General features: G+C 74.7%; 19 protein-coding genes. 5 read left to right on the forward strand and 14 right to left on the reverse strand.

The annotated features are described in order from the left end of the window. Positions 1–35 precede the first annotated feature (35 nt). From ABZ801_RS07450 to ABZ801_RS07460, 3 genes are all read left to right on the forward strand, one after another. Positions 36–725, forward strand: coding sequence for a helix-hairpin-helix domain-containing protein (locus ABZ801_RS07450; RefSeq protein WP_360694065.1), 690 nt, complete (start codon positions 36–38; stop codon positions 723–725). 68 nt (positions 726–793) lie between these two features. After that, positions 794–1,819 (forward strand): DNA polymerase ligase N-terminal domain-containing protein, encoded by a 1,026-nt coding sequence (locus tag ABZ801_RS07455; protein ID WP_360694068.1) that lies wholly within the window; start codon positions 794–796, stop codon positions 1,817–1,819. 140 nt (positions 1,820–1,959) lie between these two features. Then, complete coding sequence (locus ABZ801_RS07460) at positions 1,960–2,676, forward strand: metal-dependent hydrolase (RefSeq protein WP_344956877.1); 717 nt, start codon at positions 1,960–1,962, stop codon at positions 2,674–2,676. Positions 2,677–2,745: 69 nt separating this feature from the next. On the opposite strand, the gene ABZ801_RS07465 is transcribed toward ABZ801_RS07460, so the two are convergent. The 3 genes from ABZ801_RS07465 to ABZ801_RS07475 all read right to left on the reverse strand — a co-directional run bounded on the left by ABZ801_RS07465 (position 2,746) and on the right by ABZ801_RS07475 (position 5,527). Beyond that, the gene (locus ABZ801_RS07465; RefSeq protein ID WP_360694072.1) at positions 2,746–3,330 is read right to left on the reverse strand and encodes a hypothetical protein; all 585 of its coding nucleotides are present in this window, start codon (positions 3,328–3,330) and stop codon (positions 2,746–2,748) included. Beyond that, positions 3,327–4,784: a HAMP domain-containing sensor histidine kinase gene (locus ABZ801_RS07470; RefSeq protein ID WP_360694075.1), complete on the reverse strand. Its 1,458-nt coding sequence runs from the start codon at positions 4,782–4,784 to the stop codon at positions 3,327–3,329. Before ABZ801_RS07470 ends, ABZ801_RS07465 begins: the two co-directional genes overlap by 4 nt. Before the next feature lie 68 nt (positions 4,785–4,852). Beyond that, a complete protein-coding gene (locus ABZ801_RS07475; RefSeq protein ID WP_344956871.1) occupies positions 4,853–5,527 on the reverse strand; it encodes a response regulator transcription factor in 675 nt (224 codons plus the stop codon). A 101-nt stretch (positions 5,528–5,628) separates the two neighbouring features. On the opposite strand from ABZ801_RS07475, the gene ABZ801_RS07480 reads away from it, so the two are divergent. Beyond that, positions 5,629–7,344: a hypothetical protein gene (locus ABZ801_RS07480; RefSeq protein WP_360694078.1), complete on the forward strand. Its 1,716-nt coding sequence runs from the start codon at positions 5,629–5,631 to the stop codon at positions 7,342–7,344. Here ABZ801_RS07480 and ABZ801_RS07485 read toward each other — a convergent pair. Continuing rightward, positions 7,341–8,432, reverse strand: a complete 1,092-nt coding sequence (locus ABZ801_RS07485; RefSeq protein ID WP_360694081.1) for a hypothetical protein — start codon at positions 8,430–8,432, stop codon at positions 7,341–7,343. The genes ABZ801_RS07480 and ABZ801_RS07485 overlap by 4 nt on opposite strands. A gap of 156 nt (positions 8,433–8,588) precedes the next feature. Here ABZ801_RS07485 and ABZ801_RS07490 point away from each other — a divergent pair, with 156 nt between their 5' ends. Then, positions 8,589–9,653 (forward strand): trypsin-like peptidase domain-containing protein, encoded by a 1,065-nt coding sequence (locus ABZ801_RS07490; RefSeq protein ID WP_360694083.1) that lies wholly within the window; start codon positions 8,589–8,591, stop codon positions 9,651–9,653. A gap of 43 nt (positions 9,654–9,696) precedes the next feature. Here ABZ801_RS07490 and ABZ801_RS07495 read toward each other — a convergent pair whose 3' ends face one another. The 10 genes from ABZ801_RS07495 to ABZ801_RS07540 form a co-directional block, all read right to left on the reverse strand. Next, positions 9,697–10,488: an SDR family NAD(P)-dependent oxidoreductase gene (locus ABZ801_RS07495; protein WP_360694086.1), complete on the reverse strand. Its 792-nt coding sequence runs from the start codon at positions 10,486–10,488 to the stop codon at positions 9,697–9,699. A gap of 84 nt (positions 10,489–10,572) precedes the next feature. After that, positions 10,573–11,118 (reverse strand): retropepsin-like aspartic protease, encoded by a 546-nt coding sequence (locus tag ABZ801_RS07500; RefSeq protein ID WP_344956861.1) that lies wholly within the window; start codon positions 11,116–11,118, stop codon positions 10,573–10,575. A 132-nt stretch (positions 11,119–11,250) separates the two neighbouring features. Continuing rightward, the gene (locus ABZ801_RS07505) at positions 11,251–12,189 is read right to left on the reverse strand and encodes a TIGR03621 family F420-dependent LLM class oxidoreductase (RefSeq protein WP_360694090.1); all 939 of its coding nucleotides are present in this window, start codon (positions 12,187–12,189) and stop codon (positions 11,251–11,253) included. 84 nt (positions 12,190–12,273) lie between these two features. Beyond that, positions 12,274–12,963, reverse strand: coding sequence for a response regulator transcription factor (locus tag ABZ801_RS07510; protein WP_360694093.1), 690 nt, complete (start codon positions 12,961–12,963; stop codon positions 12,274–12,276). Next, positions 12,960–14,219, reverse strand: coding sequence for a histidine kinase (locus tag ABZ801_RS07515; RefSeq protein ID WP_360694096.1), 1,260 nt, complete (start codon positions 14,217–14,219; stop codon positions 12,960–12,962). The genes ABZ801_RS07510 and ABZ801_RS07515 overlap by 4 nt, the downstream gene beginning before the upstream one ends. A 34-nt stretch (positions 14,220–14,253) precedes the next feature. Then, positions 14,254–16,404 carry a cytochrome c oxidase assembly protein gene (locus tag ABZ801_RS07520; RefSeq protein ID WP_360694098.1) on the reverse strand — a complete coding sequence of 717 codons (2,151 nt, stop codon included), beginning with the start codon at positions 16,402–16,404 and terminating at the stop codon, positions 14,254–14,256. Then, the gene (locus ABZ801_RS07525; protein ID WP_344945150.1) at positions 16,394–16,708 is read right to left on the reverse strand and encodes a hypothetical protein; all 315 of its coding nucleotides are present in this window, start codon (positions 16,706–16,708) and stop codon (positions 16,394–16,396) included. The genes ABZ801_RS07520 and ABZ801_RS07525 overlap by 11 nt, the downstream gene beginning before the upstream one ends. A gap of 77 nt (positions 16,709–16,785) precedes the next feature. Beyond that, positions 16,786–18,429 carry an AMP-binding protein gene (locus ABZ801_RS07530; RefSeq protein WP_360694101.1) on the reverse strand — a complete coding sequence of 548 codons (1,644 nt, stop codon included), beginning with the start codon at positions 18,427–18,429 and terminating at the stop codon, positions 16,786–16,788. A 67-nt stretch (positions 18,430–18,496) separates the two neighbouring features. Then, positions 18,497–19,756, reverse strand: a complete 1,260-nt coding sequence (locus ABZ801_RS07535; protein ID WP_360694104.1) for a DUF5685 family protein — start codon at positions 19,754–19,756, stop codon at positions 18,497–18,499. 100 nt (positions 19,757–19,856) lie between these two features. Then, on the reverse strand, positions 19,857–21,155 hold the full coding sequence (locus tag ABZ801_RS07540) for a helix-turn-helix domain-containing protein (RefSeq protein WP_344945156.1): 1,299 nt from the start codon (positions 21,153–21,155) through the stop codon (positions 19,857–19,859). Positions 21,156–21,284 lie beyond the last annotated feature (129 nt).

Here is a 21,284-nt window from a genome sequence, read left to right on the forward strand (position 1 = left end):
ACACAAGCCGCCAACCGGCTCGGGAGAGCAGCTCGATGAACGCCCCAGCGCCGTATCCGCCGCCTCGGGTCCCGTCCGACAGCATGCCGCCGGGCCGGGCCGCGCTGAGCGTGACGTGGGCGGCGCTGCCGTTCCTGAGCCTGGGCTACCTGACGCCGTTCACCTTCGCGGGGGCGGCGCTGTGGCGGCGCAACGCCCACCTGGTGGTGGCCGCGCTGGTGTACGCGGCCGTCTTCGTGCTGCAGGTGGTGCTGCTGGGCGACGCCGGGGAGGGCGGCGCCGCCCGGCTCATGGGCGTGCTGACGTTCGTGCAGGCGATCGTGGGATGCGTGCACGCGTTCCTGGTGCGCCGCCGGGTGTTCGACCCGCACGGGCTGTCGGGGGTCGACAACGAGGCCGCCATCGAGCGGGTGCGGCGCTCCCGGGCGCTGCGGCAGAAGGCCCGCGAGCTGGCCGCCAGCGACCCGGGCCTGGCCCGCGAGCTGCGCATCGGCCGTCCCGACCTGCCGCGCGAGTACAACGACGGCGGGCTGATCGACGTCAACCACGCCCCGGCGGAGGTGCTGACGCAGCTTCCCGGCGTCACCCCCCAGCTGGCGGCGCGCATCGTCGAGGTGCGGGACGAGACCGGCGGGTTCATGTCCGCCGAGGAGCTGTCGGCGCTGGCCGGGCTGCCCCCGGCGCTGACCGCCGACATGGCCGACCACGCCGTGTTCATCCGGTGACCCCGCCCCGCCGGGTGACGCCCGCCGTCCGGTGATGTCGGCCGCGGCGGGGTAGACCGTCCTGCGTGGTGGCACGTAAGAAGAACACGGCACGCGACGGGGACGCCGACCGGCTCGCCGAGTACCGGAGCAAGCGCGACCCCCACAGGACCCCTGAGCCGGTACCGGGCGACGGGCCGGTCCCCCAGGGCGACGACGACACCTTCGTCGTCCAGGAGCACCACGCGCGGAGCCTGCACTGGGACCTGCGGCTGGAACGCGGCGGCGTACTGGTGTCGTGGGCGGTGCCCAAGGGCATCCCGGCCGACCCCGACACCAACCACCTGGCCGTGCACACCGAGGACCATCCGCTGGAGTACGCCACGTTCCACGGGGAGATCCCCAGGGGCGAGTACGGCGCCGGCACGATGACGATCTGGGACCGCGGCACGTACGAGACCGAGAAGTGGTCCGACCACGAGGTCAAGGTGGTGCTGCACGGCACGCGCGTGTCCGGCCGGTACGTGCTGTTCCGCACCCGCGGCGAGAACTGGATGATCCACCGGATGGACCCGCCCGCCGACCCCGACGCCGAGCCGCTGCCGGAGTCGCTGCGGCCGATGCGGGCCGCCGACCGCGCCCGGCTGCCGCGCGACCAGGACGCCTACGGCTTCGAGTTCGCCTGGGGCGGGCGGCGCCTGCTCGCCTACGTCGAGGGCGGCCGCACCCGCTTCACCGACGGGCACGGCCGCGCGGTCGGCGGCCCGGCGGGCCTGGGCGGGCCGCTGGGCAGGGCGGTGGGCGCGCGTCCCGTCCTGCTCGACGGGGAACTGGCGTCGCTGGACGGCCGCGAGACCTACCTGATCTTCGACGTGCTGCACCTGGACGGCCGTCCGCTGCTGGACGAGCCGTACGAGCGGCGCCGCCGCACGCTCGACGACCTGGGGCTGAACGGCCCGCGCTGGCAGACCGCGCCGTGGTTCCCCGGCGACGGTGACGCCGTGCTGACCGCCGCCCGCCAGCAGGGCCTGCCGGGCGTCCTGGCCAAGCGCCTGGACGCCCCGTACGAGCCGGGCGAGCAGAACGACGCCTGGCGCCGCGTCCCCGCCCGGTAGCGGCGGCGGGAACCTTCCGGCCGATGATCGCATCGAAACGGACGAAGGCGGTCATCGGCGCGTCATCGCCGCCGGAACGCCGCGGCGGGCTAAAGTCCCGCCCGGGCGGCGAAACGGGCGGAAGGGCGGGAGAGCACGACATGATGGGGCAGACGCATGCCCTCTCGGGTGCGCTGGTGTGGCTCGGGGCGGTCCCCCTGCTCAGCCAGGACCGGCTGCTGGGCGAGCACGCGATCGCGCTGTCGCCCGCGCAGCTGCTGGCGGGCGCGGTGGTGTGCGCGGGCGCGGCGCTGCTGCCCGACATCGACCACCACAACGGCCGCATCGCCAACACCTACGGCCCCATCACCAAGGGCATGTGCAAGTGGATCGGCAAGATCGCCGGCGGGCACCGGCAGGCCACCCACTCGATCGTGTTCGCCGTCCTGATGGGCCTGGCGATGGACTGGCTGGCCACCGAGTTCGTGTACGGCTGGTGGGCGGCGCTGTTCGTCATCGTCGGGTTCGGGCTGCGCGGCATCGGCCTGGACTTCGAGGGCAAGGAGCCGCAGTCGGCGCTGGCCGACTGCGCGGTCGCGGCGCTGGCCGTCTATCTCATGCACGACCTGGACATGAGCTTCGTGGGCTTCGCCGTGGCGCTGGGCTGCCTGGCGCACGTGGCGGGCGACTGCCTGACGCCGCGCGGCTGCCCGGTGTTCTGGCCGATGACGTGGCGGGTGGAGATCCCGGTGATCCCGCGCACCGACGGCAAGGTGGAGCGCTGGGTGGTCATGCCGCTGCTGACCCTCGGCGTGGCGATCCTGACGATGCGGTCGGTCCTCGGCGAGATCACCACCCGCTGGCTCACCAGGGGCTGACGCCGCCCAGCGTGCCGGCCCGACCCGGCATCGGCCCTCATCTCACGGGCGCGTCACCTCATCGGCCCGTCATCGCGTGAGGTCGCGGAAGTCCGCGCATCGGAGGAGTTCCCACCCGCGGCCCGAGTCGTCCAGCACTCCGGTGACCACCACCACGTTGGTGCCCTCGACCGAGACCAGGCCCGTCAGGCGCACCCCGCTGACGCCCGGGATCGTCTCGGCGGTGCAGGCGACCTGGGCGAGGGCCAGACGGCTCCAGGAGGGCGCCTTGTCGCCCTTCGCCGGGGCGCCGCGGGTGACCACGTTGACGTGCAGCTCGGTGGAGCGCCGCTGCACGGTGACCGGCCCGTTCTGCATGGAGGCGGGCCGCAGCTCCAGCCGCGGCACGGCGTTGCGCAGCCCGCGGCGTTTCTCGGCCGGGGTGGGCTCACCGCCGAGCTGCGTCACGGCGTAGTAGGGGTGGCCGGGCAGTCCGGGACGCACCACCGGCACCAGGCGGTCGTGCCCGTCGACCAGGTACATCGTCACCCTCACGCTGCCGGCCAGGGTGAGGGGCTTGTCGCCCGACCTGACGACGCCGGTCGGGCCGATGCCGCAGCCGGCGAGGACGAGCACGAGCGCCGCGGCCAGAGCCGCCGTGCGGGCGGGCCTCATGCCGGCGCTCCCGGCAGCCAGAGGGTGAACACCGCTCCTCCTTCCGGGGCGTTGGACGCCTCCAGGGTTCCGCCGTGCAGCAGCGCGTTCTCCCGTGCGATCGACAGCCCGAGGCCGCTGCCCTCGCTGCGGGTGCGGGCCGCCTCCGCCTTGACGAACCGGTCGAACACCAGGGCCAGCAGGTCGGCGGGGATGCCCGGGCCGCGGTCGGTGACCACCAGCTCGACCCCGGACCGGCCCCCGCGGTCGGCGCGCCGCGTCCGCACCCGGACCGGCGGCGCGCCATGGCGCAGGGCGTTCCCCACCAGGTTGGCGACGATCACATCGAAGCGGCGCGGGTCCAGGCGCGCCACCAGGTCCTGCGGTCCCTCCACCGCCACGTCGCCGGACCAGCCGCGCGCGTCCAGCGACGCCGCCACCGCCTCGGCCACCACCACCTCGTCCAGGACCAGGGACGCCGTGCCCGAGTCGAACCGGCTGATCTCGATGAGGTTCTCCACCAGCACGCCGAGCCGCCGGGTCTCCTCGACGATGAGCCGGGTGGCGGTGTCTCCCGCCGCGGAGGACCCGCCCTCCTCCGACAGCACGTCCGTGACGGCGATCATCGAGGTGAGCGGCGTGCGCAGCTCGTGGGAGACGTCGGCCACGAACCGGCGGGAGGCCGCCTCCATCGCGCGCAGCTCCGTCACGGTCCATTGCAGTGCCTCGGCGGTGCCGTTGAACGTGCGGGCGAGATCGGCGAGCTCGTCGTTGCCGCGCACTTTCACCCGGGTGTCGAGGCGTCCTACGCCCAGATCTCGGGCCGCGCGGCCGAGGCTCCGCACGGGACGCAGCACGCCCCGGGCGGCCAGCAGCGCCAGGACCAGCGCCACCACCAGTGCCAGGGCGTCCGCGGTCGCCACCGCGCGGGTGAAGGCGCGCAGGTCGGCCTCCTCCCGGGCCAGCGACACCGACACGAAGACGATCGGCGGCGTGGTGCGCTGCGGCTGGTCGATCGTGGTCACGTACCCGGTGGGGTGGGCGCCGATCAGCAGGTACGGGCGGCCCTGGTGGATCACTCGCCGGAACACCAGGCCGCGCGTGGCGGCGCGCGCGAACTCGCGGGTGACCGGGACGTGCAGATGCCGGTGCTGGACCGGGGGCAGCCACATGTCGCGGTCCAGCGGAAGCGGGGCCGCGTACACCTTGACGCGGCCGTCCCGGCTGCTGAGCGCGGCGTCCAGGTCCCTCGCCAGCGTCTCGGCGGAGTCGGGCGGCAGCTCGGCGGGGATCGTGCGGGCGATGGTGTCGCGCACCTCGCCGAGCATCGCGTCCTGGGTGCGCTCCAGTATCGCGCGGCGCACCAGCACGTACGCCAGCCCGGACGCCAGCACCGACGACAGCAGCGCCACCGCGCAGAACGCCGCGACCAGCCGGACCCGCAGCCCGGTGAGCGTCGCGGACAGGGCCCGCACGGCCCTCACCGCGGGTCGAGGCGGAAGCCGAAGCCGCGGACGAGGTGCGCCGCCGCATCCACCGAGACTCATGGCGGGCTGAACCGGTAGCCGAAGCCGCGGACGGTCTCGATGAGGCGCGGCTCGGCCGGCTCGTCCTCGATCTTGGCGCGGACGCGCTGGACGCAGGCGTCCACCAGCCGCGAGTCGCCCGGATAGGTGTGCTCCCACACCGCCGCCAGCAGGTGGCGGCGGGTCAGCGTCTGCCGGGGCCGCCGGGTCAGCTCCAGCAGCAGCCGCAGCTCGGTCGGGGTGAGCCGGACGTCCCGGCCGCCCCGGGTGACCTTCAGCGCGAGCCGGTCGATCACCAGGTCGCCGTAGGCGACGCGGTCGGCGGGGGCATTCTCGGCGCGGCGCAGCACGGCGCGGATGCGGGCGTCCAGCACCCGCGGCTCGACCGGTTTGACCACGTAGTCGTCGGCGCCCGCCTCCAGGCCGAGCACCACGTCCAGGTCGTCGCCGCGCGCGGTGAGCAGGATGACCGGCAGGGTGTCGTCGCGGCGGATGCGTCGGCACACCTCGATGCCGTCCAGGCCGGGCAGCATCACGTCCAGCACGGCGATCTCCGGCCGGCGGGCCCGCAGCGTCTCCAGGCCCTCCTCGCCCGTCGCCCGGGACGTGACGCGGTGGCCCTGGCGGGTGAGCGCCAGTTCCAGCGCGGCCCGGGCCGAGGGGTCGTCCTCCACGAAGAGAATGCTCGCCACCGGGCCATTATCGGCGGAACCGCGATCTTGGCCCCGGAATGTCACGGAACCCGGACATTCCACGGACGGGAGCATGACGGCGCGCCGGAACGGTCGAACGCATGACCGTGATGATCGATCGTGCCCGGACGGTGCCCCGCGAGACCGCGCCCGTCCCGCGGCGACGCCGCCGGTCCTGGCCGGTGTGGGCGCTGGTGCTGGGATGGGCCCTGCAGGTGTGCGTGCGCCTGTGGTTCGCCCGGGCGCGGGTGGGGCCCGTCGCCGACCCCGACGAGTCGGGCTACCTGACGGCCGCGCGGTGGCTGGCGGGCGGGCCCGGCGGCGACCTGTCCGGCAACACCTTCTACCAGGGCGGCTACCCGCTGCTGCTGACTCCCGCCTTCCGGCTCGCGCATGATCCGGCGACCGTCTACACGCTGGTGATGGTGATCAACGCGCTGGTGGGGGCGGCGCTGTTCCCACTGGGCTACATGCTGCTGCGCCGGCTCGGGCTGGACGTGCGGACCGCGCTGCCGTCGGCGTGGGCGGGGGCGCTGCTGCCGGCGGTGACGTTCTTCGGCGCGTTCGTGCTGGCGGACGCGCTCCTGCCCGTGGTGGCGCTGGCCTGGCTGCTGTCGCTCGACCGGTTCGTACGTTACGGGAGCGCGTACGCGGCGGCCGGTGCGAGCCTGCTGGCCTGCTACGGGTGCACGGTGCATTCGCGTGGCTCTGTACTGGTCGCCGTGCACGTCGCGGTGCTCGGGGTCCTCCTTTGGCGCCGGGGCACGCGGCGGCCGCTCGCCGTCGGCGCGGCGGCCACGGCGGCGGGTTACGCGGCCGCGTCGCTCTTCAACGACATGGTGCGTTCGGCCCTGTACCCCGGCGGTGTACGGGACCTGGCGGGCAACGTGGAAGGCCGGATCACCACGCTGGAGGGGCAGGCATGGACCGTCTCCGGCGCGGTCGGTCAGCTGTGGTACCTCGTCGTGGGCACGTGGGGGCTGGCAGGGGTCGGCCTGACGGTGGTGCTGGTGACCTTGGCGCGCCGCCGGACCGGCGCCGAAACGCGGATCATGGCGGGAACTCTCCTGGCGACCACGCTCGGGATCGCCTACGCCTCGTCCGCCGCGCTGCCCGACGAGCATCGCGTCGGCAACTTCGCCTACGGCCGCTATCTGACGTGCGTCGCGCTCGTCTATGCGCTCATCGGCGTGACCGCCGTCCTACGGCTGTCCCTCGCCAACGGTGCGCGTGCGGTGGCGGGGGCCACGGCCGTGGTGGGCGTGACGGGCCTGTGGGTGACGGGGTACGCAGGCGAGCGGCTGCGCACTCACTCCTTCATCGGGTTCGACTTCCCCGAGACGTCGTTCCTGACGTTGGACCGGGGCGCGTTCCATCTGTGGGAAGCGTCGCTGGCCGCGCTCGGTCTGCTCCTGGGGTTCTCGGTGCTGGGACGTGGCCGGGCGCCGGTCCTGGGAGTGGGACTGCTCGCGGTGAACGTCGCCGCCATGACGTACATCATGGGGCCGAACCCTCAGCGCCCCGCCCTGCCGCCCCCGTTCCCCGGCGGCAGGACCGGCGGTGTCGCCCTGGACACGGCCATCTCCTGGCAGGTGCGGACCAAACTCCTGTTCCCGGTGTCGTGGACGCGGATGAGCAGCATCGACACCCGCACCCAGCAACCCGCCCGGGGTGTGTGCACGGTGGTCGTGAACCACCCCGAGGGGACCCCCGCCGACGCCACCTGGCCCGGCCATCCCGCCGGTTGGCGCCCCTATCCGGGACGCGCCTGGACGGCCGGATGGGTGGCCTGGCGCGGTCCCGGATGTCAGCCCTAGAAGCGGGTGACGAGGGCGATGCGGTCGTGGTCGATGAGGAAGCCGTCGGACACGAACGTCACCTCGCCCCCGTACTCGAGCGTCGTCTCGATGACGTTGTCGACCACGTCGTCCACGACGCCCGCGCCGCGTAGCACACCGGGCAGGCCCTCGAACGGGACCAGTTCCTCGCCGGTGCGCACCGCCGGGGCGTAGTAGCCGCGCTCGACGATCAGGTGCTCGCCGCGTCCGTCCTCGACCAGGCGCATCACGTCGTCCAGCCCGGAGGCGTAGCGGTGCAGGCGGCGCGCGGCCTCCAGCTCGGCCAGCACCGCCACCTCGCGCAGGTCCTCGTAGGCGTCCAGCACCGGACGCGCCAGCCGCACCAGCGTGCTCGGCGGCGCGGTCTCGTGGCTGCCGTCGATGCGGCCCGCCACCGTCACCCGCGGCCCGGCCAGCTCGTCGAACAGCGCCTGCTGCCGGATGACGCCCGCGACCACCACGGGACGGCGGTCGCGGGCCAGCACGGCCTCCAGCCGGGTCACGACCTCGCGCAGGTACTGGCGGTGGCGCTCGTCGCCGTGGTGCAGGCCGCGCGGCGACTGGCGCCCGGCGCGCTCCTCGTCGACCGGCTCGGGCGCCGCCGGGAACCCGTGGCGGACGACCTCGGTCAGCTCGCCGCCGCGCCCGTCCCACAGCCGCGTCTCGTGGTCCGACAGCACCAGCAGCCAGTACCGGGACGTGCGGGTGTAGGCGGCGACCAGGTCGCGGGTGGCGAAGGTGGTGTCGACGATCACGCGCTGGTCCACCGGCTGGTCGACGGCGAAGGCGTGGTGCTCGCCGCCCGGCGCCGCGAACAGCGCCAGGCCCTCGGCGTGGGCCGGGTCGGCCCCGGCGGCGGCCCGTTCCAGGCCGCGCATCACCTCGTCGGCGACCTCGGGCTCGACCCGCGGGTCGGCGCGCAACCGCCGCCGTGCCTCGGCGAGCAGGTTGCGCAGGCGGATGGGGTCCTGGCGGCGGCGCGGCGCGCGGCGCTCGGTCGGCATCAGCACCGAGACGGCCGGGTAGGCGCGCGGTTTGCGCAGCTCGGAGAGTGTGGCGGCGTCCATGATCCCCCGATCGGATGTCCGTTTCTCATTTCTAACGAAAGCCGAGTAAACGATGCGTAAGACCTTGTCGAGGATCGCCACCGGCTCGTGTCCGGCGCGCCCCGGACACCCGCCGGTACGGGGGTCGAGACCCCCTGGGTGGGGACAATCGCGGACATGAGGTTCCTCCACACAGGTGCCCGGGCGGGCGCCGCCGTGCTGGCGGGCGTCCTGCTGCTGGGCGGGTGCACGGGCGGCGACGACGGCTCCACCGAGGCGCGGCGCGCGGCGGACACGGCCTCCGTCGCGGTCGGGCCAGCGGCGTCGTCGCTGGAGCAGCAGTTCGAGCGGGTGGTCGCCAAGGTGCTGCCGTCGGTGGTGCAGATCCGCACCGACCAGGGCCTGGGGTCCGGCGTCGTGTTCGACGGCCACGGGAACATCGTCACCAACGCCCACGTCGTCGCGGGCGCGCAGAAGATCGAGGTCATCGCCGCCAGCGGCAGCCGGCCGCTGCCCGCCACGCTGGTGGGCGAGTACGCCTCCGACGACCTGGCCGTGGTGCGGGTCGACGGCGCCGGGCTGCGGCCCGCCGCCTTCGGCGACTCCGCCAAGCTGCGGACCGGGCAGATCGTGCTGGCCATGGGCAACCCGCTGGGGCTGTCCGGCAGCGTCACCAACGGGATCGTCTCCGCGCTGGGCCGCACCGTGACCACCAGGCGCGAGGGCGCGTTCCCCGGCGCGACCATCGTCAACGCCATCCAGACCAGCGCGCCGATCAACCCCGGCAACAGCGGCGGCGCCCTGGTCACGCTGAACGGCGAGGTGATCGGCATCCCGACCGCCGCCGCGTCCGACCCGCAGATCGGCGGGACGGCCGTCGGCATCGGGTTCGCCACCCCGAGCGGCACGGTCAGGTCGATCGTCCCGCAGCTGATCAAGGAGGGGCGGGTGCGCCGGTCCGGCCGGGCCGCGCTGGGCGTGACGATCCAGACGATCATCAACGGCGACGATCCGCAGCAGACGGCCGTGGGCGTGGTGGAGGTGACCCCCGGCGGCCCGGCCCAGAAGGCGGGCATCCGCCCCGGCGACCTGATCCTCGCGGTGAACGGCGCGTCCACGCCCAACATCAGCGTGCTGGCCGAGGTGCTGGCCACGCTGCATCCGGGCGACACCGTCCCGGTGCGGGTCCAGACCCCGGAGGGCGCCAACCGCACCGTCAAGGTGACGCTCGGGCAGCACTGAGGTCGGAGGTCTGGGAGTCGCCCCCAGTAGGGCAGGTCGGACCCTATTCGAGGGCGGCGGCGGTGGCGGCGCGGAGGCGGGAGCGGACGCCGGGGTCGTAGGCGGCGTCGTGCGCGCGGGAGCGGCGGGCGCCGTCGAAGAACTCGCCGGTGACGTCGGGCGGGGCGTCGATCAGCTGCAGCACCGCCTCGCCGCCGTCCTCGACGGTGCTCCACGGCGCGACGCCCGCGTCGCGCACCATGTCGGTGTCCATGTAGGTGGCGGGATGGATGCAGTTGACCGCGATCCGGTCGGCGCGCAGCTCGTCGGCCAGGTCGAAGCTCCAGGCGGCCAGCGCCAGCTTGCTGCGGCAGTACGCCAGCGTGCCGCTGTAGCGGCGGGCCATGGTCAGGTCGGCGAAGTCGATCTCCTCCTGGCCGAGCGAGCCCTCGTTGACCACGCGGGCGGGCGCGGCGGCCCGCAGCCGCGGCAGCAGCAGCCGGGTCAGCAGCACCGGGGCCAGGTAGTTGACGGCGAACCGCAGCTCGTGCCCGTCGCGGGTCAGGGTGCGGCCCTCCGGGCGGCCGCTGCCCACCCCGGCGTTGTTGACCAGCACGTCCAGCCGGTCGTGGTCGGCGGCCACCCGTCCGGCCAGGTCGCGCACCTCGGCCAGCGACGCCAGGTCCGCCACGTAGGGCCGCACTCGCCCGGGCGCGCCGTCCAGCTCCTTGACCAGGGCGTCCAGCTTGGCCGCGTCGCGGCCGTGCGCCAGGACGGTCTCGCCCCGCCCGGCCAGGCGCCGCGTCAGGTAGCGGCCCACGCCCGCCGTCGCCCCCGTGATCAGGATGGTGGCCATCGTCGTCCTCCCGTCGGTGCCGGAAGCCCATCCTGGGCCGCGCCGTCCCCCGCGAGCCAGGTCCCGCCGGACCCAGGACCGCCGTCACCCGCCGTACAGCACCAGCCGCGCCCGGGCGTAGTCGACGGTGATCACGCCGAAGCGGCGCAGCTCGTCCGAGCCGAGCAGGCCCGCCACGCGGTCGTCGCCGACGTCGGTGACGACCAGCGACCGCCCGTGCAGCGGCCGCCCGCCGACCCGCCAGTCGCCGACCCGCACCAGCGGCGCGACCGTGCTGCCGCCCACGCCGCGCACGCGGGCGCTCTCCCCCGTGTCGGGCAGGCCGATCCGGTCCACCAGGCGCCGGTCCACCGAGGAGGAGGACGCGCCGGTGTCCAGGATGAAGTCATAGGGGCCGTACCCGTTGACGGTGACGGGGACGAGCACGATGGTCGCGCCGTCCCGGGTGAGGATCCGCAGCGGCACGGTGGTGGCCTGCGGCGTGGGGCGGACGGCGGGGCGCAGGTCGGTGGCCTGTGTGGACCGGGCCGCCGGGACGACCCGTGCGTTCTCCACGCACGCCGGCGCCCCCGCGACCACCGCGCCCACGATCACCGGCGCGACCACCGACGCGATCCGCTGCCTCCACATCCGTGCCCCCCGTCCCCGACAATCGGGATGAGCGCGGACGTTCCCGGATAACCCTCGATCTAACTTCCGCCGGGCCGGGGACGCGGCCGCCGGACGGCCGGATCCCGGCGTGGCCGCGTCCCGGTTCCGGCGTCACCTGAGCTGCTCGATCACCGGGGCGAAGGCGTCGACGAAGGGGGCGTGCACCACGACGTAGGTGAAGCCGTAGCGCTCACGGCGTTCCCGCAGCTGCTCGGCCATCTGCTCGACGGTGCCGAACAGCACGAAGGGGCAGTCCAGCACCTGCTCGGGGGTGAGGTGGGGCACCAGCTCGGCGGCGACCCGTTCGGCGAAGGCGCGCCGGTCCGGGGTGATCTCCACGTGCTGGATCAGGACGTTCAGCTCCAGCTCGGCGAAGCGGTCGCCGGCCCGTTCCCGCACGAACCGCACGCGGTCGTCGGCCTGCTCGGCGCTGCCGAGCAGGAACGTGCCGGGCGGCCGCCCCGGCGCCTGGTACGCCCCGGCGACGCCGACGATGTCGGCGTGCCGGACGGCCTGCTCCAGGACGCGGTCGCCGGTGCCGCCGATCAGCAGCGGCGGGCCGAACCCGCCGAAGCCGCTCTTCTGCACCGGCGCGAGCGCCGTCAGGTCGTGGGCCGCCTCGCGGTCGGCGCGTTCGGCGTAGCCCGGCTCGGCGAACAGGCCGCGCAGCTCCTCCACCAGGGCGGCCATGCGGTCCACCCGGGCGCCGAACGGCTCCCAGGGGATGCGCGCGGCGTCGAACTCCCACTTCATGTGGCCCGCGCCAAGGCCCAGCTCGACCCGCCCGCCGGTGAGCCGGTCGGCCGTGGCGACCTCCCGCGCCAGCAGGTGGGCGTTCCAGAACGCCGCGTTCAGCACCAGGCCGCCGACGCGCAGCCGCTCGGTGGCGTCCGCGGCGGCGACCATGGTGGGGAACGGCGCCGGGCCGCCGAGATGGTCGGGCACCAGGGCGATGTCGTACCCCTGGGCCTCGGCCTCGCGGCACCGCCGCACGAACGAGGCCCGGTCCGCCACGTCGAAGAAGTTGAACCCGAATCGGAAGTCGCGCATGGCGATCACCTCACCACATCGGGCCGCGAAATGTACAGAACGTACGCTCAGGGCCGAACTCGGGGGTCGTTCACACGCGGGGATTCAGCCGGGGGTGATGAAGCCGGTCTCGTAGGCGAAGATCACCGCCTGGGTGCGGTCGCGCGCGCCCAGCTTGCCCAGCACGTTGCCGACGTGGGTCTTGACCGTCTGCGGGCTGACGTACAGCTCGGCCGCGATCTCCGCGTTGGTCATGCCCTTGGCCATCAGCCGCAGCACCCCGGCCTCGCGCTCGGTGAGCCGGTCGTGCCAGCGCGCGCCGGCCGCCCCGGTCCCGCCCGCGCCGCCGTGCCGGGCGGCCAGCGCGCGGATCTTGGCGGGGAACAGCAGGCTGTCGCCGTGCGCCACGGTCCGCACCGCCCGCAGGATCTCCTCGGGGCGGGCGCGCTTGAGCAGGAACCCGCTGGCGCCCACCCGCAGCGCGTCGTAGACGTACTCGTCGTTCTCGAACGTGGTGACCACGATGATCCGGGGCGGCTCGGGCACCGTCTCCAGGATCCGGCGGGTGGCCTGGATGCCGTCCAGCTTGGGCATCCGCACGTCCATGAGGATCAGGTCGGGGCGCAGCCGGGCCACCGCGTCGGGCACGTCGGCGCCGTCCGCCGCCTCGCCGACCACCGTCAGGTCGGGTTCGGCCCCGATGATGGCGGCCAGGCCCACCCGGACCAGCCGCTCGTCGTCCACCAGCAGCACCCTGGTCGGCGCGTCCGGCACCGCCGGCTCAGAGATCGTCATGACGCCGCCTCCGGCAGGCCGGAGACGGCGCCCGCGCCGACCGGCAGGCGGACCCGCAGGCACCAGCGGCCGTCGTCCGGCCCGGCGGACATCCGGCCGCGCAGCACGGTGACGCGCTCGCGCACCCCGTCCAGCCCGCGCCCGCCGCCGTGGTCGCGGCCGGACGCCGGCCCGCCCAGCGGATTGGTCATCAGCACCTCCAGGTGTTCGTCCCGCAGCGTCACGCGCAGCCGCACCGGCACCTTGCCCGCGTGCCGCAGCGCGTTGGTCAGCCCCTCCTGGACGATCCGGTACGCCTCCCGCGACACCGCGGCGGGCACGTGCGCCACGTCCGCGTCCACCGCGGCGTCCAGTTTCACGCCCGCCAGCCGGGTCTGCTCCAGCAGCCGGTCCAGGTCGTCGAGCGTGGGCTGCGGCGCGGCGCCGCGGGAGCCGTCCTCGCGCAGCAGGCCGAGCACGTGGTCCAGGTCCTCCAGCGCGGCCCGCGCCGACTCCTCGATCGCGCCGAGGGCCTCGCGGGCGAAGGCGGGGTCGGCGTCCAGCACCCGCCGCGCGGCGCCCGCCTGCAGCGTCACCACGCTCAGCGCGTGCCCGACCGAGTCGTGCAGCTCGCGGGCGAGCCGGTTGCGCTCGGCCAGCCGCCGCGCGCGGGCCTGCACGGCGGCCAGCCGCTCGGCGGCCGACGGGCCGAGCAGGCGCGGCGCCAGCCGGGCCAGCAGCGCGCCCGCCGCCACGATCACCGCGCACAGCGCGGCGAGCGCCAGCAGGCCCGCGGCCGGGCCGAGCCAGGCGGGCCAGTCCGCGCGCCACCCCCAGGTGGTGAGGAGCGCGTGGTCGCCGCCGATGACGGGCATCAGCGACAGCGCGACGGCGAACGGCGGGACGGCCAGGCTCAGCCCGCTGACGATCACGCCCACGTGCAGGTGCAGGCAGAACCAGACGCCCGAGCGCAGCCGGCTCTCCCAGCCGCCCGGCCTGCCGACGGTCAGCCCGGCCATCGGCCCGGCCAGCAGCTCGCGGGCGGCGGCGCCCTCCAGCAGCCGCACGGCGGGCACCAGGCCGGTGACGAACGTGCCGGCGAACGGCAGCACGAACGCGATCAGCACGCCCTGGACGATCGGCGGGCCGAGCCGCAGGGCGGGCACCACGCCCATCCCGAGGAACCAGTACGGCATGAGCAGCGCGCCGCCCACGACCAGGTAGGACCAGCGCCGCCAGGTGGTGCGGTCGACCAGCGGCCGGAGGAGGGGGGACACGCCCCGATCCTCCCAGACGCGCCCGGGGCCGCCGTCACCCCGTGGAACCGTCCCCCTCCCCCGCGCGGGGGATGCCCGAGCCGCCGCCTCCCCCGGCCCGGCGGGGCGTCCGGGCCTGCTGGTCGCGTTCGGCCAGCTTGGCGAGGCGGGCGTTGTAGGCGGCCAGTTCGTCGTCCTCGGCCGCCGCCGTCTCGCCGCGCGCGGCGCGCTCGGCGGTGCGCTCGGCGGCGCGGTCGGCCTTGCGGTCCAGCCGCCGGGCCTGCCGCTGGTCGGCGAAGAACCACTGGAACGCCAGGAACACCAGAACGATGAACGTGGGGATCTCACCGAAGCCCCAGGCGATGGCGCCGCCGGTGTGCTGGTCCTTCAGCAGCGAGGTGGCCCACGACGGGTAGACGGCGTTGTACCAGCCGCGCGCCAGGGGTTCGCCGAGGTTCATCAGTGCCAGGCCGAAGAACGCGTGGAACGGCATGGTGACGAACAGCAGCAGGATGCGCCCCGGGTAGGGCAGCCGCCGGGGCGCCGGGTCGACGCCGATCAGCACCCAGAAGAACAGCGACCCGGCCACCAGGAAGTGCACGGTCATCGCGATGTGCCCGAGGTGGTTGCGCATCGCGGCCTGGAACAGCGGCGTGAAGTACAGCACGAACGTGCTCGCCACGAAGATCACGGTGGCGACGCCCGGGTGCGCGACGACGGCGGTGTAGCGGCTGTGCAGCAGGGCCGTCAGCCACTCGCGCGGCCCCCGGTCGCCGCGAACGCGCGCGGGCCGCAGGGCGCGCAGCGCCAGCGTGACGGGCGCCCCGGCCACCAGGAAGATCGGCGTCAGCATGGACAGCACCATGTGCTCGGCCATGTGCACGCTGAACATCACCGGGGCGTACCGGGCGACGCCGGTCTGGGTGACGGCGACGATCGTGAGCAGGCCGAACAGCCACGCGACGGTGCGCATGACCGGCCAGGAGTCGCCGCGGCGGCGCAGCCGCACCACGCCCGCCAGGTACAGGCCGCCGAGCACGACCACCAGCGCGGCGAAGAACAGGTCGAACGTCCACAGCGTCGCCAGCCGGCCGACCGTGATCGGCGGCGGGACCGGGAAGCCGAGCAGCACCTCGGCGGGCGTCTCGTCGGTGGCGGGGGCGGGCGGCGCGGTCCGGGCCAGCGCCACGGCCAGGCCCATGGTGGCGGCCATGACGGCGATCTCGACGCCGGCCAGCCGGGTCAGCGCCCAGGGCCTGCCGTCGGCGACGGCGGGGACCGTGCGGCCCCGGTGCCACCAGCCGAACCAGCCGAGCGCGGCGAACGCGATGATCTTGCCGAGGGCCAGCCGGCCGTAGTCGGTGCCGACCAGCTCGGCCGGGTCGGGCAGGCGGGCGATGACGTTCACCAGGCCGCTGACGCCGACGGCGACGTAGCACCACAGGGCCATGCGGCTGAACCGGTCGGCCATGACGTCCAGCCGCGCGCGCCGGGTCAGCCCGTGCGCGGCCAGCATGGCCAGGCCGCCCACCCAGGGCGCGGCCGCGGCGACGTGCAGGGCGACGCCGGTGACGGCGACCGAGTGGTTGGCGGCCGAGGAGGAGTGGCCGGTCAGCGGGGGCGGCAGCAGCGCGATCCCGGCGACCGCCAGCAGGCCGAACGCCGCCGCAGGCGTGGTGGTGGTGCGGCCCAGCAGCGCGACGACCACCGCCAGCAGCACCACCAGCATGAGCGCGGTGCCCTGCGGCAGCTGCCCGACGTAGTTGCTGAGCTCGCTGCCGGTGAGGATCTCCCCGACCGGCTGGCCGAGCACGTCGGCGACGGTGAACACGAGCGTGGCCGCGGCGGCGGCCGCCCACGCGGTGGCCGCCCAGGACGCGGCGCGCAGGTAGTCGAGGGCGTCCCGCGACAGGCGCGGCGCCTCCTTGCCCTTGCCGCCTTCCAGGGGCAGCAGCGCGGCGGCGGCCAGGAGCGCGCCGACGGTCAGCGCCGCGCCGAGGTTCATCGCCAGCCGCGAGACGGGCAGGCCCCAGCGGGTCAGCGCGCCCGCGTCGGCCAGCCCGGGGACGACCTTCTCCGCGACGGCCCCGCCGAGGACCAGGCCCGCCACGAGGACGGCGAGGCCCGCGGCCAGGGCCACCACCCCGACCCGCAGGACGGCCGCCGTGCCGGTGTCCGCCGCCGTCCCGGTGTCCTTAGTCGCCACCGCCCACCGATCCGTTGTCCCGGGACCCCGTCGTGCGGTCCCGCCGGTCGCGTTCCGCTCCGCGCTTGGCGCGGAAGACCATCGCCATGCCGATGCCGATCCCGACGACCAGCCCGATGACGATCATGAGCCACGGGATGCCGCCCTCCGCGCCGTCGTTCTGCGCGTACGGGACCGTGCCGTGGCCGGGTGACAGGGTGTGGGCGGACGCGGGCGTCGCGAGCAGCCCCGCGAACGCCAATGCCAGGGCCGTGCCGGCGCCGAGCAGGCGGCGCGGCGCGCGACGCAGCATGTCGATGTTCATGGGCGGCCGGGATTCTCCAGAGTCGGTACGGGGCCTGTCCCAACCCTACTGAGGGTCCCCCGTGGCCGCGCCAGGGGTCAAAGTGCGGTGAGCACGTGGGCGCGGCCGTGTGCGGCGAACTCCGCGCGCAGTGCCGCGGCGCGCGCGTGGTCCAGGGGGCGGTAGGCCAGGTCCCGGCCGGGACGCCACCAGACCGGGTCGCCGGTCTCCCAGTGCGCGCGGCGCAGCGGGCGCTTGTCGACCTTGCCGGTGGCGGTCAGCGGCATGGACCGCACCACGCGGACGAACCGCGGCGCCCACTTGGTGCCCAGGTCGGGCTGCGCGGCCAGGAAGGCGGCGAACACCCCGGGGTCGAACGGCCGTCCGTCCAGTTCCAGCGCCGCCATCACCTGGTCGCCGGTGCGGGGGTCGGGCACCGGGTAGACCGCGCACATCACCACCGGGTCCCAGCGGGACAGGATGCGCTCGACGGGCGCGGCGGCGAAGTTCTCGCTGTCCACGCGCAGCCGGTCGACGCCGCGTCCGGCGAAGTAGAAGAAGCCGCCGGCGTCGCGGTAGCCGAGGTCGCCGCTCCAGTAGGCGCCGTCGCGGACGCGTTCGGCGTCGGCGTCCGGGTCGTTGTAGTAGCCCTCGAACGCGGCGGCGGCGCGCAGCCCGACGATCTCGCCGATGGCCTCGTCGGCGTTGAGCAGCGCGCCGTCGGGGCCGAAGCGGGCGCGCGGGCACTCGGCGCCGGTGTCGGGGTCCAGGATCGCGACTTCGAGCCCGTCCTGGGGGACGCCGAGCGCGTCGGGCGGCGTGTCCGGGGTCTTGCGCAGGGAGATGGCGCCCTCACTGGACCCGTACCCCTCGATGATCCGGCAGCCGAAGCGCTCGGCGAACCGGGCCATGTCCTGGGCGGACGCCTCGGTGCCGAACGCGGCCTCCAGCGGGTTGTCGGCGTCGTCGGGGCGCTCGGGGGTGGCGAGGACGTAGGCCAGGGCGCGACCGACGTAGTTGAAGTAGGTGACGCCGAAGCGGCGCACGTCGTCCAGGAATCCGGAGGCGGAGAATCGGCGGCGCAGCGCGACCGTGGCGCCGGCGTGCGCGGCCATCGCCACGTTCGCCATGATCGCGTTGCCGTGGAACAGCGGCATCGCGCAGTAGGTGACCGAGCCGCGGCCCAGGCCCATCATGGCGGACCGCCGCGCGATGTCGGCCAGCCTGCCCTGGCTGCAGATCACCGCCTTGGGCCGGCCCGTGGAACCGGACGTGAACAGCAGGAGCAGCCGGTCTCCCGGTGCGACGTCCACGGGGGCGGGGTCGCCGTCCGGGAGCGCGGCCGGGTGGGCGTCGTCGTCCACGCGGAGCGTGGGACCGGTGTAGTGGCCGTCCAGCAGCGGGGCGTGGGCGGAGTCGGTGACGATCAGGTCGCAGTCGGTGTGGCGGATGTCGGCGGCCAGCTCGGCGCCGCGGCGGGTGGGGTTGACGCCGACGAGCGTCGCCCCCGCCAGCGCGGCGCCGCCGAGCCAGAACACGTATTCGGGCACGTTCTCCAGCAGCACGCCCACATGGGGCGGGCGGTCGCCGGGGCCCGGGCCCAGCTCGCGCAGCATCCGCGCCCGGGCCCCGGCGGCGCGCACGGTCTCGGCCCAGGTGTACGACTCGTCCTCGAAGCGCAGGCCGGCGTGGTCGTCGCCGGCGCGTTCCAGCAGCAGTTCCGCGAACGTCGCCCTCGCCACGCCGCGAGCGTGTCACCCAAGCGTTCGCTTGGTCAAGAGTGCGGCGCCGGCGTGGGCCGGCGTGGGCTCAGCAGTCGCACCCGCAGTCGCAGTCGCAGCAGTCACAGCAGTCACAGTCACCGCAGTGCCGCGTGCACCAGCAGCGGTCGGAGAACTTCTTGCCGTGGTGCTTGCTCCACTTCGGCTGGTAGACGCCGCAGGTGAGGCAGACCAGCGTGCCGGTGAAGCACGGGATCGGGAATCCGGGACGCTGGGGGCGCCCCTTGCCGCCGGACAGACCGCCATCGAAGATTCCGCCGCCCCCGCCGATCGGCGGGTAGTCGCCACCGCCACCATGACCGCCGGCTCCATGGCCACCGCCGTACCCGCCGTGTCCGCCGTGGGGTGGCGGGGGCGGGTACCCGCCCTGCGGCGGGTACGGCCCCTGCGGGGGATACGGGCCCTGCGGGCCTTGCGGGCCGTAGCCGCCCGGCGGGTAGGCGTTGAACACCCGGTCGACCGACCGGGCCACCTCACGATCCAGCAGCGCCCGCACCAACCGCCGGTCCTGCATCTGCACATCCGCCAGCGCCAACCGCAACCCGTGCGCGGCCTCATCACACAAACGACGCGCCTCGGCCAGATCGGTACCAGTGGCCACCAGCGGGTTGTAGGCACCCGAGGCCACGTCGTCCGCCAGGTCCTCCACCGCGTCCACCAGATGCGCGATACGGCCGAAGAACCGCCCCGCCTCCGCCAGCGCCTCGGCGTTGCCCTCCCGCCCCGCCAGCACCGCGGTATGCGCGAACACCGCCGCCACCGCCGTCTCCGCCGGCTCGGTCAACTCCAGCAACCCCAGACCCCCGGCGGCCTCCAGCAACGGCTGCCGCGCCACCGCCTCCCGCAACACCCCCGGATCGAACCCCACCGCCGCACCCGTACGCGCCCCCGCGGCATCCCACCGATCCGCCATCCGCCCCGCGGCCGCCGCCACCACCCGCCGCGCATACGCGCCGTCCCCGTCGGCCACATGATCACGGGTCTTGCCCGCCGCCAGCAGCAGCGACGCCGCCGCCGCCAGCCGCGCACCCTCCGCCCGCGCCGACACCACCTCGGCACCACGCATCCCCCGCAACGCGCACGGCCCGGCCTTACGACGCGGCGACAACTCCGGACACTGCGCCTCCACCAGCACCGACACCAACAACCCGTCATAGTTGGTCACCAGACGAGCCGCCTGCCCATGCTCACCACGCAACGTCAGGCACAACCCGCACAGATGCGCCATCCAATCCTCGAACAGCGACCCGCACAGCACATGCCTGCACGGACGAACCACACCGAACATCCTCCGGCCACTCCCCACTCGTTTGGACCGCGACAATAGTCACGGACGCGATCATCGAGCGGGCGGTTCCGCCGCATTCGCCGCGGTTCGCACCGCCGGGCTAGACCCCGGCGCAGGCGAGCGCCCGCCGGTAGGCGGCCAGGCGCGACTCCTCGGCGGCGCCCGTCTCGGCGAGCAGCTCGGCCAGGTCGAACCAGGTCTGGGCGGCGACCCGGGACGACTCCATCTCCTCCAGGTGGGTGGCCGCGCTGGTGAGCACCTCGACGGCGCGGTCGCGGCGGTCCGTCCGCACCAGGGCCTCGCCCAGCACGGTCAGCGCCCCGGCGGTGGCCCGGCGCGGGGCGTCCCCGAGCAGCTCCAGGGCCTCCTCGGCCAGCGCGACCGCCTCGGCGGGGCGGCCCAGCGCGGTCTCGGCGCGGGCCAGCTCGGTCAGGCACCACGCCACGTCGATCTCCCCGTCGGCGCTGGTGTTGATCTCGGCGCGGACCCGGCCGAGCAGTTCGCGGGCCTCCCCCGCCCGCTCGGGACGGGCGCGCAGCAGCAGGCTGGCGTACGCCACGCGCAGCCGGTTGTGGCTGCGCGGGTCCTCGTCCTCGCCCGCCAGCAGCAGCGCCCGCTCGGCCAGCGTGACGCCCTCCTCGTAGTCGCCGCGCACCTCGGCGACGTAGGCGGCCTCCCAGCAGGCCTCCATGCGGGCGCGCGGGCTGCCGATGCGCTCGGCGCGCTCGACGATCTGGGCGGCGAGCTGGCGGGCCCGCACCAGGTCGCCGCGCTGGATGAAGGCCGCCAGCAGCGTCGCGCCCAGGTGCACCGCCGCGTCGGTGGTGTCGTGCCCGCTGGCCGCCAGGCGGCGCAGCGCGTCCTCGGCGACCTGCACGCTCGCGCTGATGTCGCCGCGTTCGCGCAGGCAGCGGCTGAGGGCCACGTGAACCCGGGCCCAGTGGTCCAGGTCGGCCTCGGGGTTGGCCTCCTCGGTCAGCTCGCGCAGCCCGGCGATGGCCTCCTCCAGGTCGCCGGCCGCCTCCAGGGCCAGGGCGTGACCCCAGCGCGCCTGGTGCAGCATGTCGGGCAGGGCGACGGCGTCGGCGTTGGCCAGCACCTCGGCGAAGCGGGCGCGGGCCTCGGCGGGCGCGCCGTTCTGCAGCGCGATCTCGGCGTAGTCCAGGGTGACGCGCAGCTCGTCCACCACGTCCTCGCTGACGCCGCTGACCAGGTAGGTCGGCGAGCAGTTCAGCTTGGTGGCCAGCAGGTCGATGACGCTGGGCGCGGGGACCCGCTTGTCGCTCTCGATCAGTGAGATGTAGCTGTCGGACAGCTCCGGGAACGCCAGCTGGGCCTGGCTGATGCCCTGCCGGATGCGCAGCGCCCGGATGCGCTGCCCCAGTGTCTCCCGATCCATCGCAACACCACCGCCTCATGACTCCAGCCGCGGAAGGTCACCCGAAGACCCCGCACCAGGGCAGGGTATAGTGCGCGGCCCGTACGGCGCTGCCGGTCGTTGCGGCGTATTTTGCGGCGTATGTTGTGG

The sequence above is a fragment of the Actinomadura sp. NPDC047616 genome, from assembly GCF_040642915.1.
In the GTDB taxonomy this organism is placed as follows: Bacteria; Actinomycetota; Actinomycetes; order Streptosporangiales; family Streptosporangiaceae; genus Spirillospora; species Spirillospora miaoliensis.

Excerpts from the sequence above, each read along its gene's own strand:
- ABZ801_RS07450 (WP_360694065.1), top strand. The coding sequence starts at position 36 with ATGAACGCCCCAGCGCCGTATCCGCCGCCTCGGGTCCCGTCCGACAGC.
- ABZ801_RS07510 (WP_360694093.1), bottom strand. The coding sequence starts at position 12,963 with ATGACGATCTCTGAGCCGGCGGTGCCGGACGCGCCGACCAGGGTGCTG.
- ABZ801_RS07490 (WP_360694083.1), top strand. The coding sequence starts at position 8,589 with ATGAGGTTCCTCCACACAGGTGCCCGGGCGGGCGCCGCCGTGCTGGCG.
- ABZ801_RS07465 (WP_360694072.1), bottom strand. The coding sequence starts at position 3,330 with ATGAGGCCCGCCCGCACGGCGGCTCTGGCCGCGGCGCTCGTGCTCGTC.
- ABZ801_RS07500 (WP_344956861.1), bottom strand. The coding sequence starts at position 11,118 with ATGTGGAGGCAGCGGATCGCGTCGGTGGTCGCGCCGGTGATCGTGGGC.
- ABZ801_RS07505 (WP_360694090.1), bottom strand. The coding sequence starts at position 12,189 with ATGCGCGACTTCCGATTCGGGTTCAACTTCTTCGACGTGGCGGACCGG.
- ABZ801_RS07495 (WP_360694086.1), bottom strand. The coding sequence starts at position 10,488 with ATGGCCACCATCCTGATCACGGGGGCGACGGCGGGCGTGGGCCGCTAC.
- ABZ801_RS07535 (WP_360694104.1), bottom strand. The coding sequence starts at position 19,756 with ATGTTCGGTGTGGTTCGTCCGTGCAGGCATGTGCTGTGCGGGTCGCTG.
- ABZ801_RS07525 (WP_344945150.1), bottom strand. The coding sequence starts at position 16,708 with ATGAACATCGACATGCTGCGTCGCGCGCCGCGCCGCCTGCTCGGCGCC.
- ABZ801_RS07460 (WP_344956877.1), top strand. The coding sequence starts at position 1,960 with ATGATGGGGCAGACGCATGCCCTCTCGGGTGCGCTGGTGTGGCTCGGG.
- ABZ801_RS07480 (WP_360694078.1), top strand. The coding sequence starts at position 5,629 with ATGACCGTGATGATCGATCGTGCCCGGACGGTGCCCCGCGAGACCGCG.
- ABZ801_RS07485 (WP_360694081.1), bottom strand. The coding sequence starts at position 8,432 with ATGGACGCCGCCACACTCTCCGAGCTGCGCAAACCGCGCGCCTACCCG.
- ABZ801_RS07540 (WP_344945156.1), bottom strand. The coding sequence starts at position 21,155 with ATGGATCGGGAGACACTGGGGCAGCGCATCCGGGCGCTGCGCATCCGG.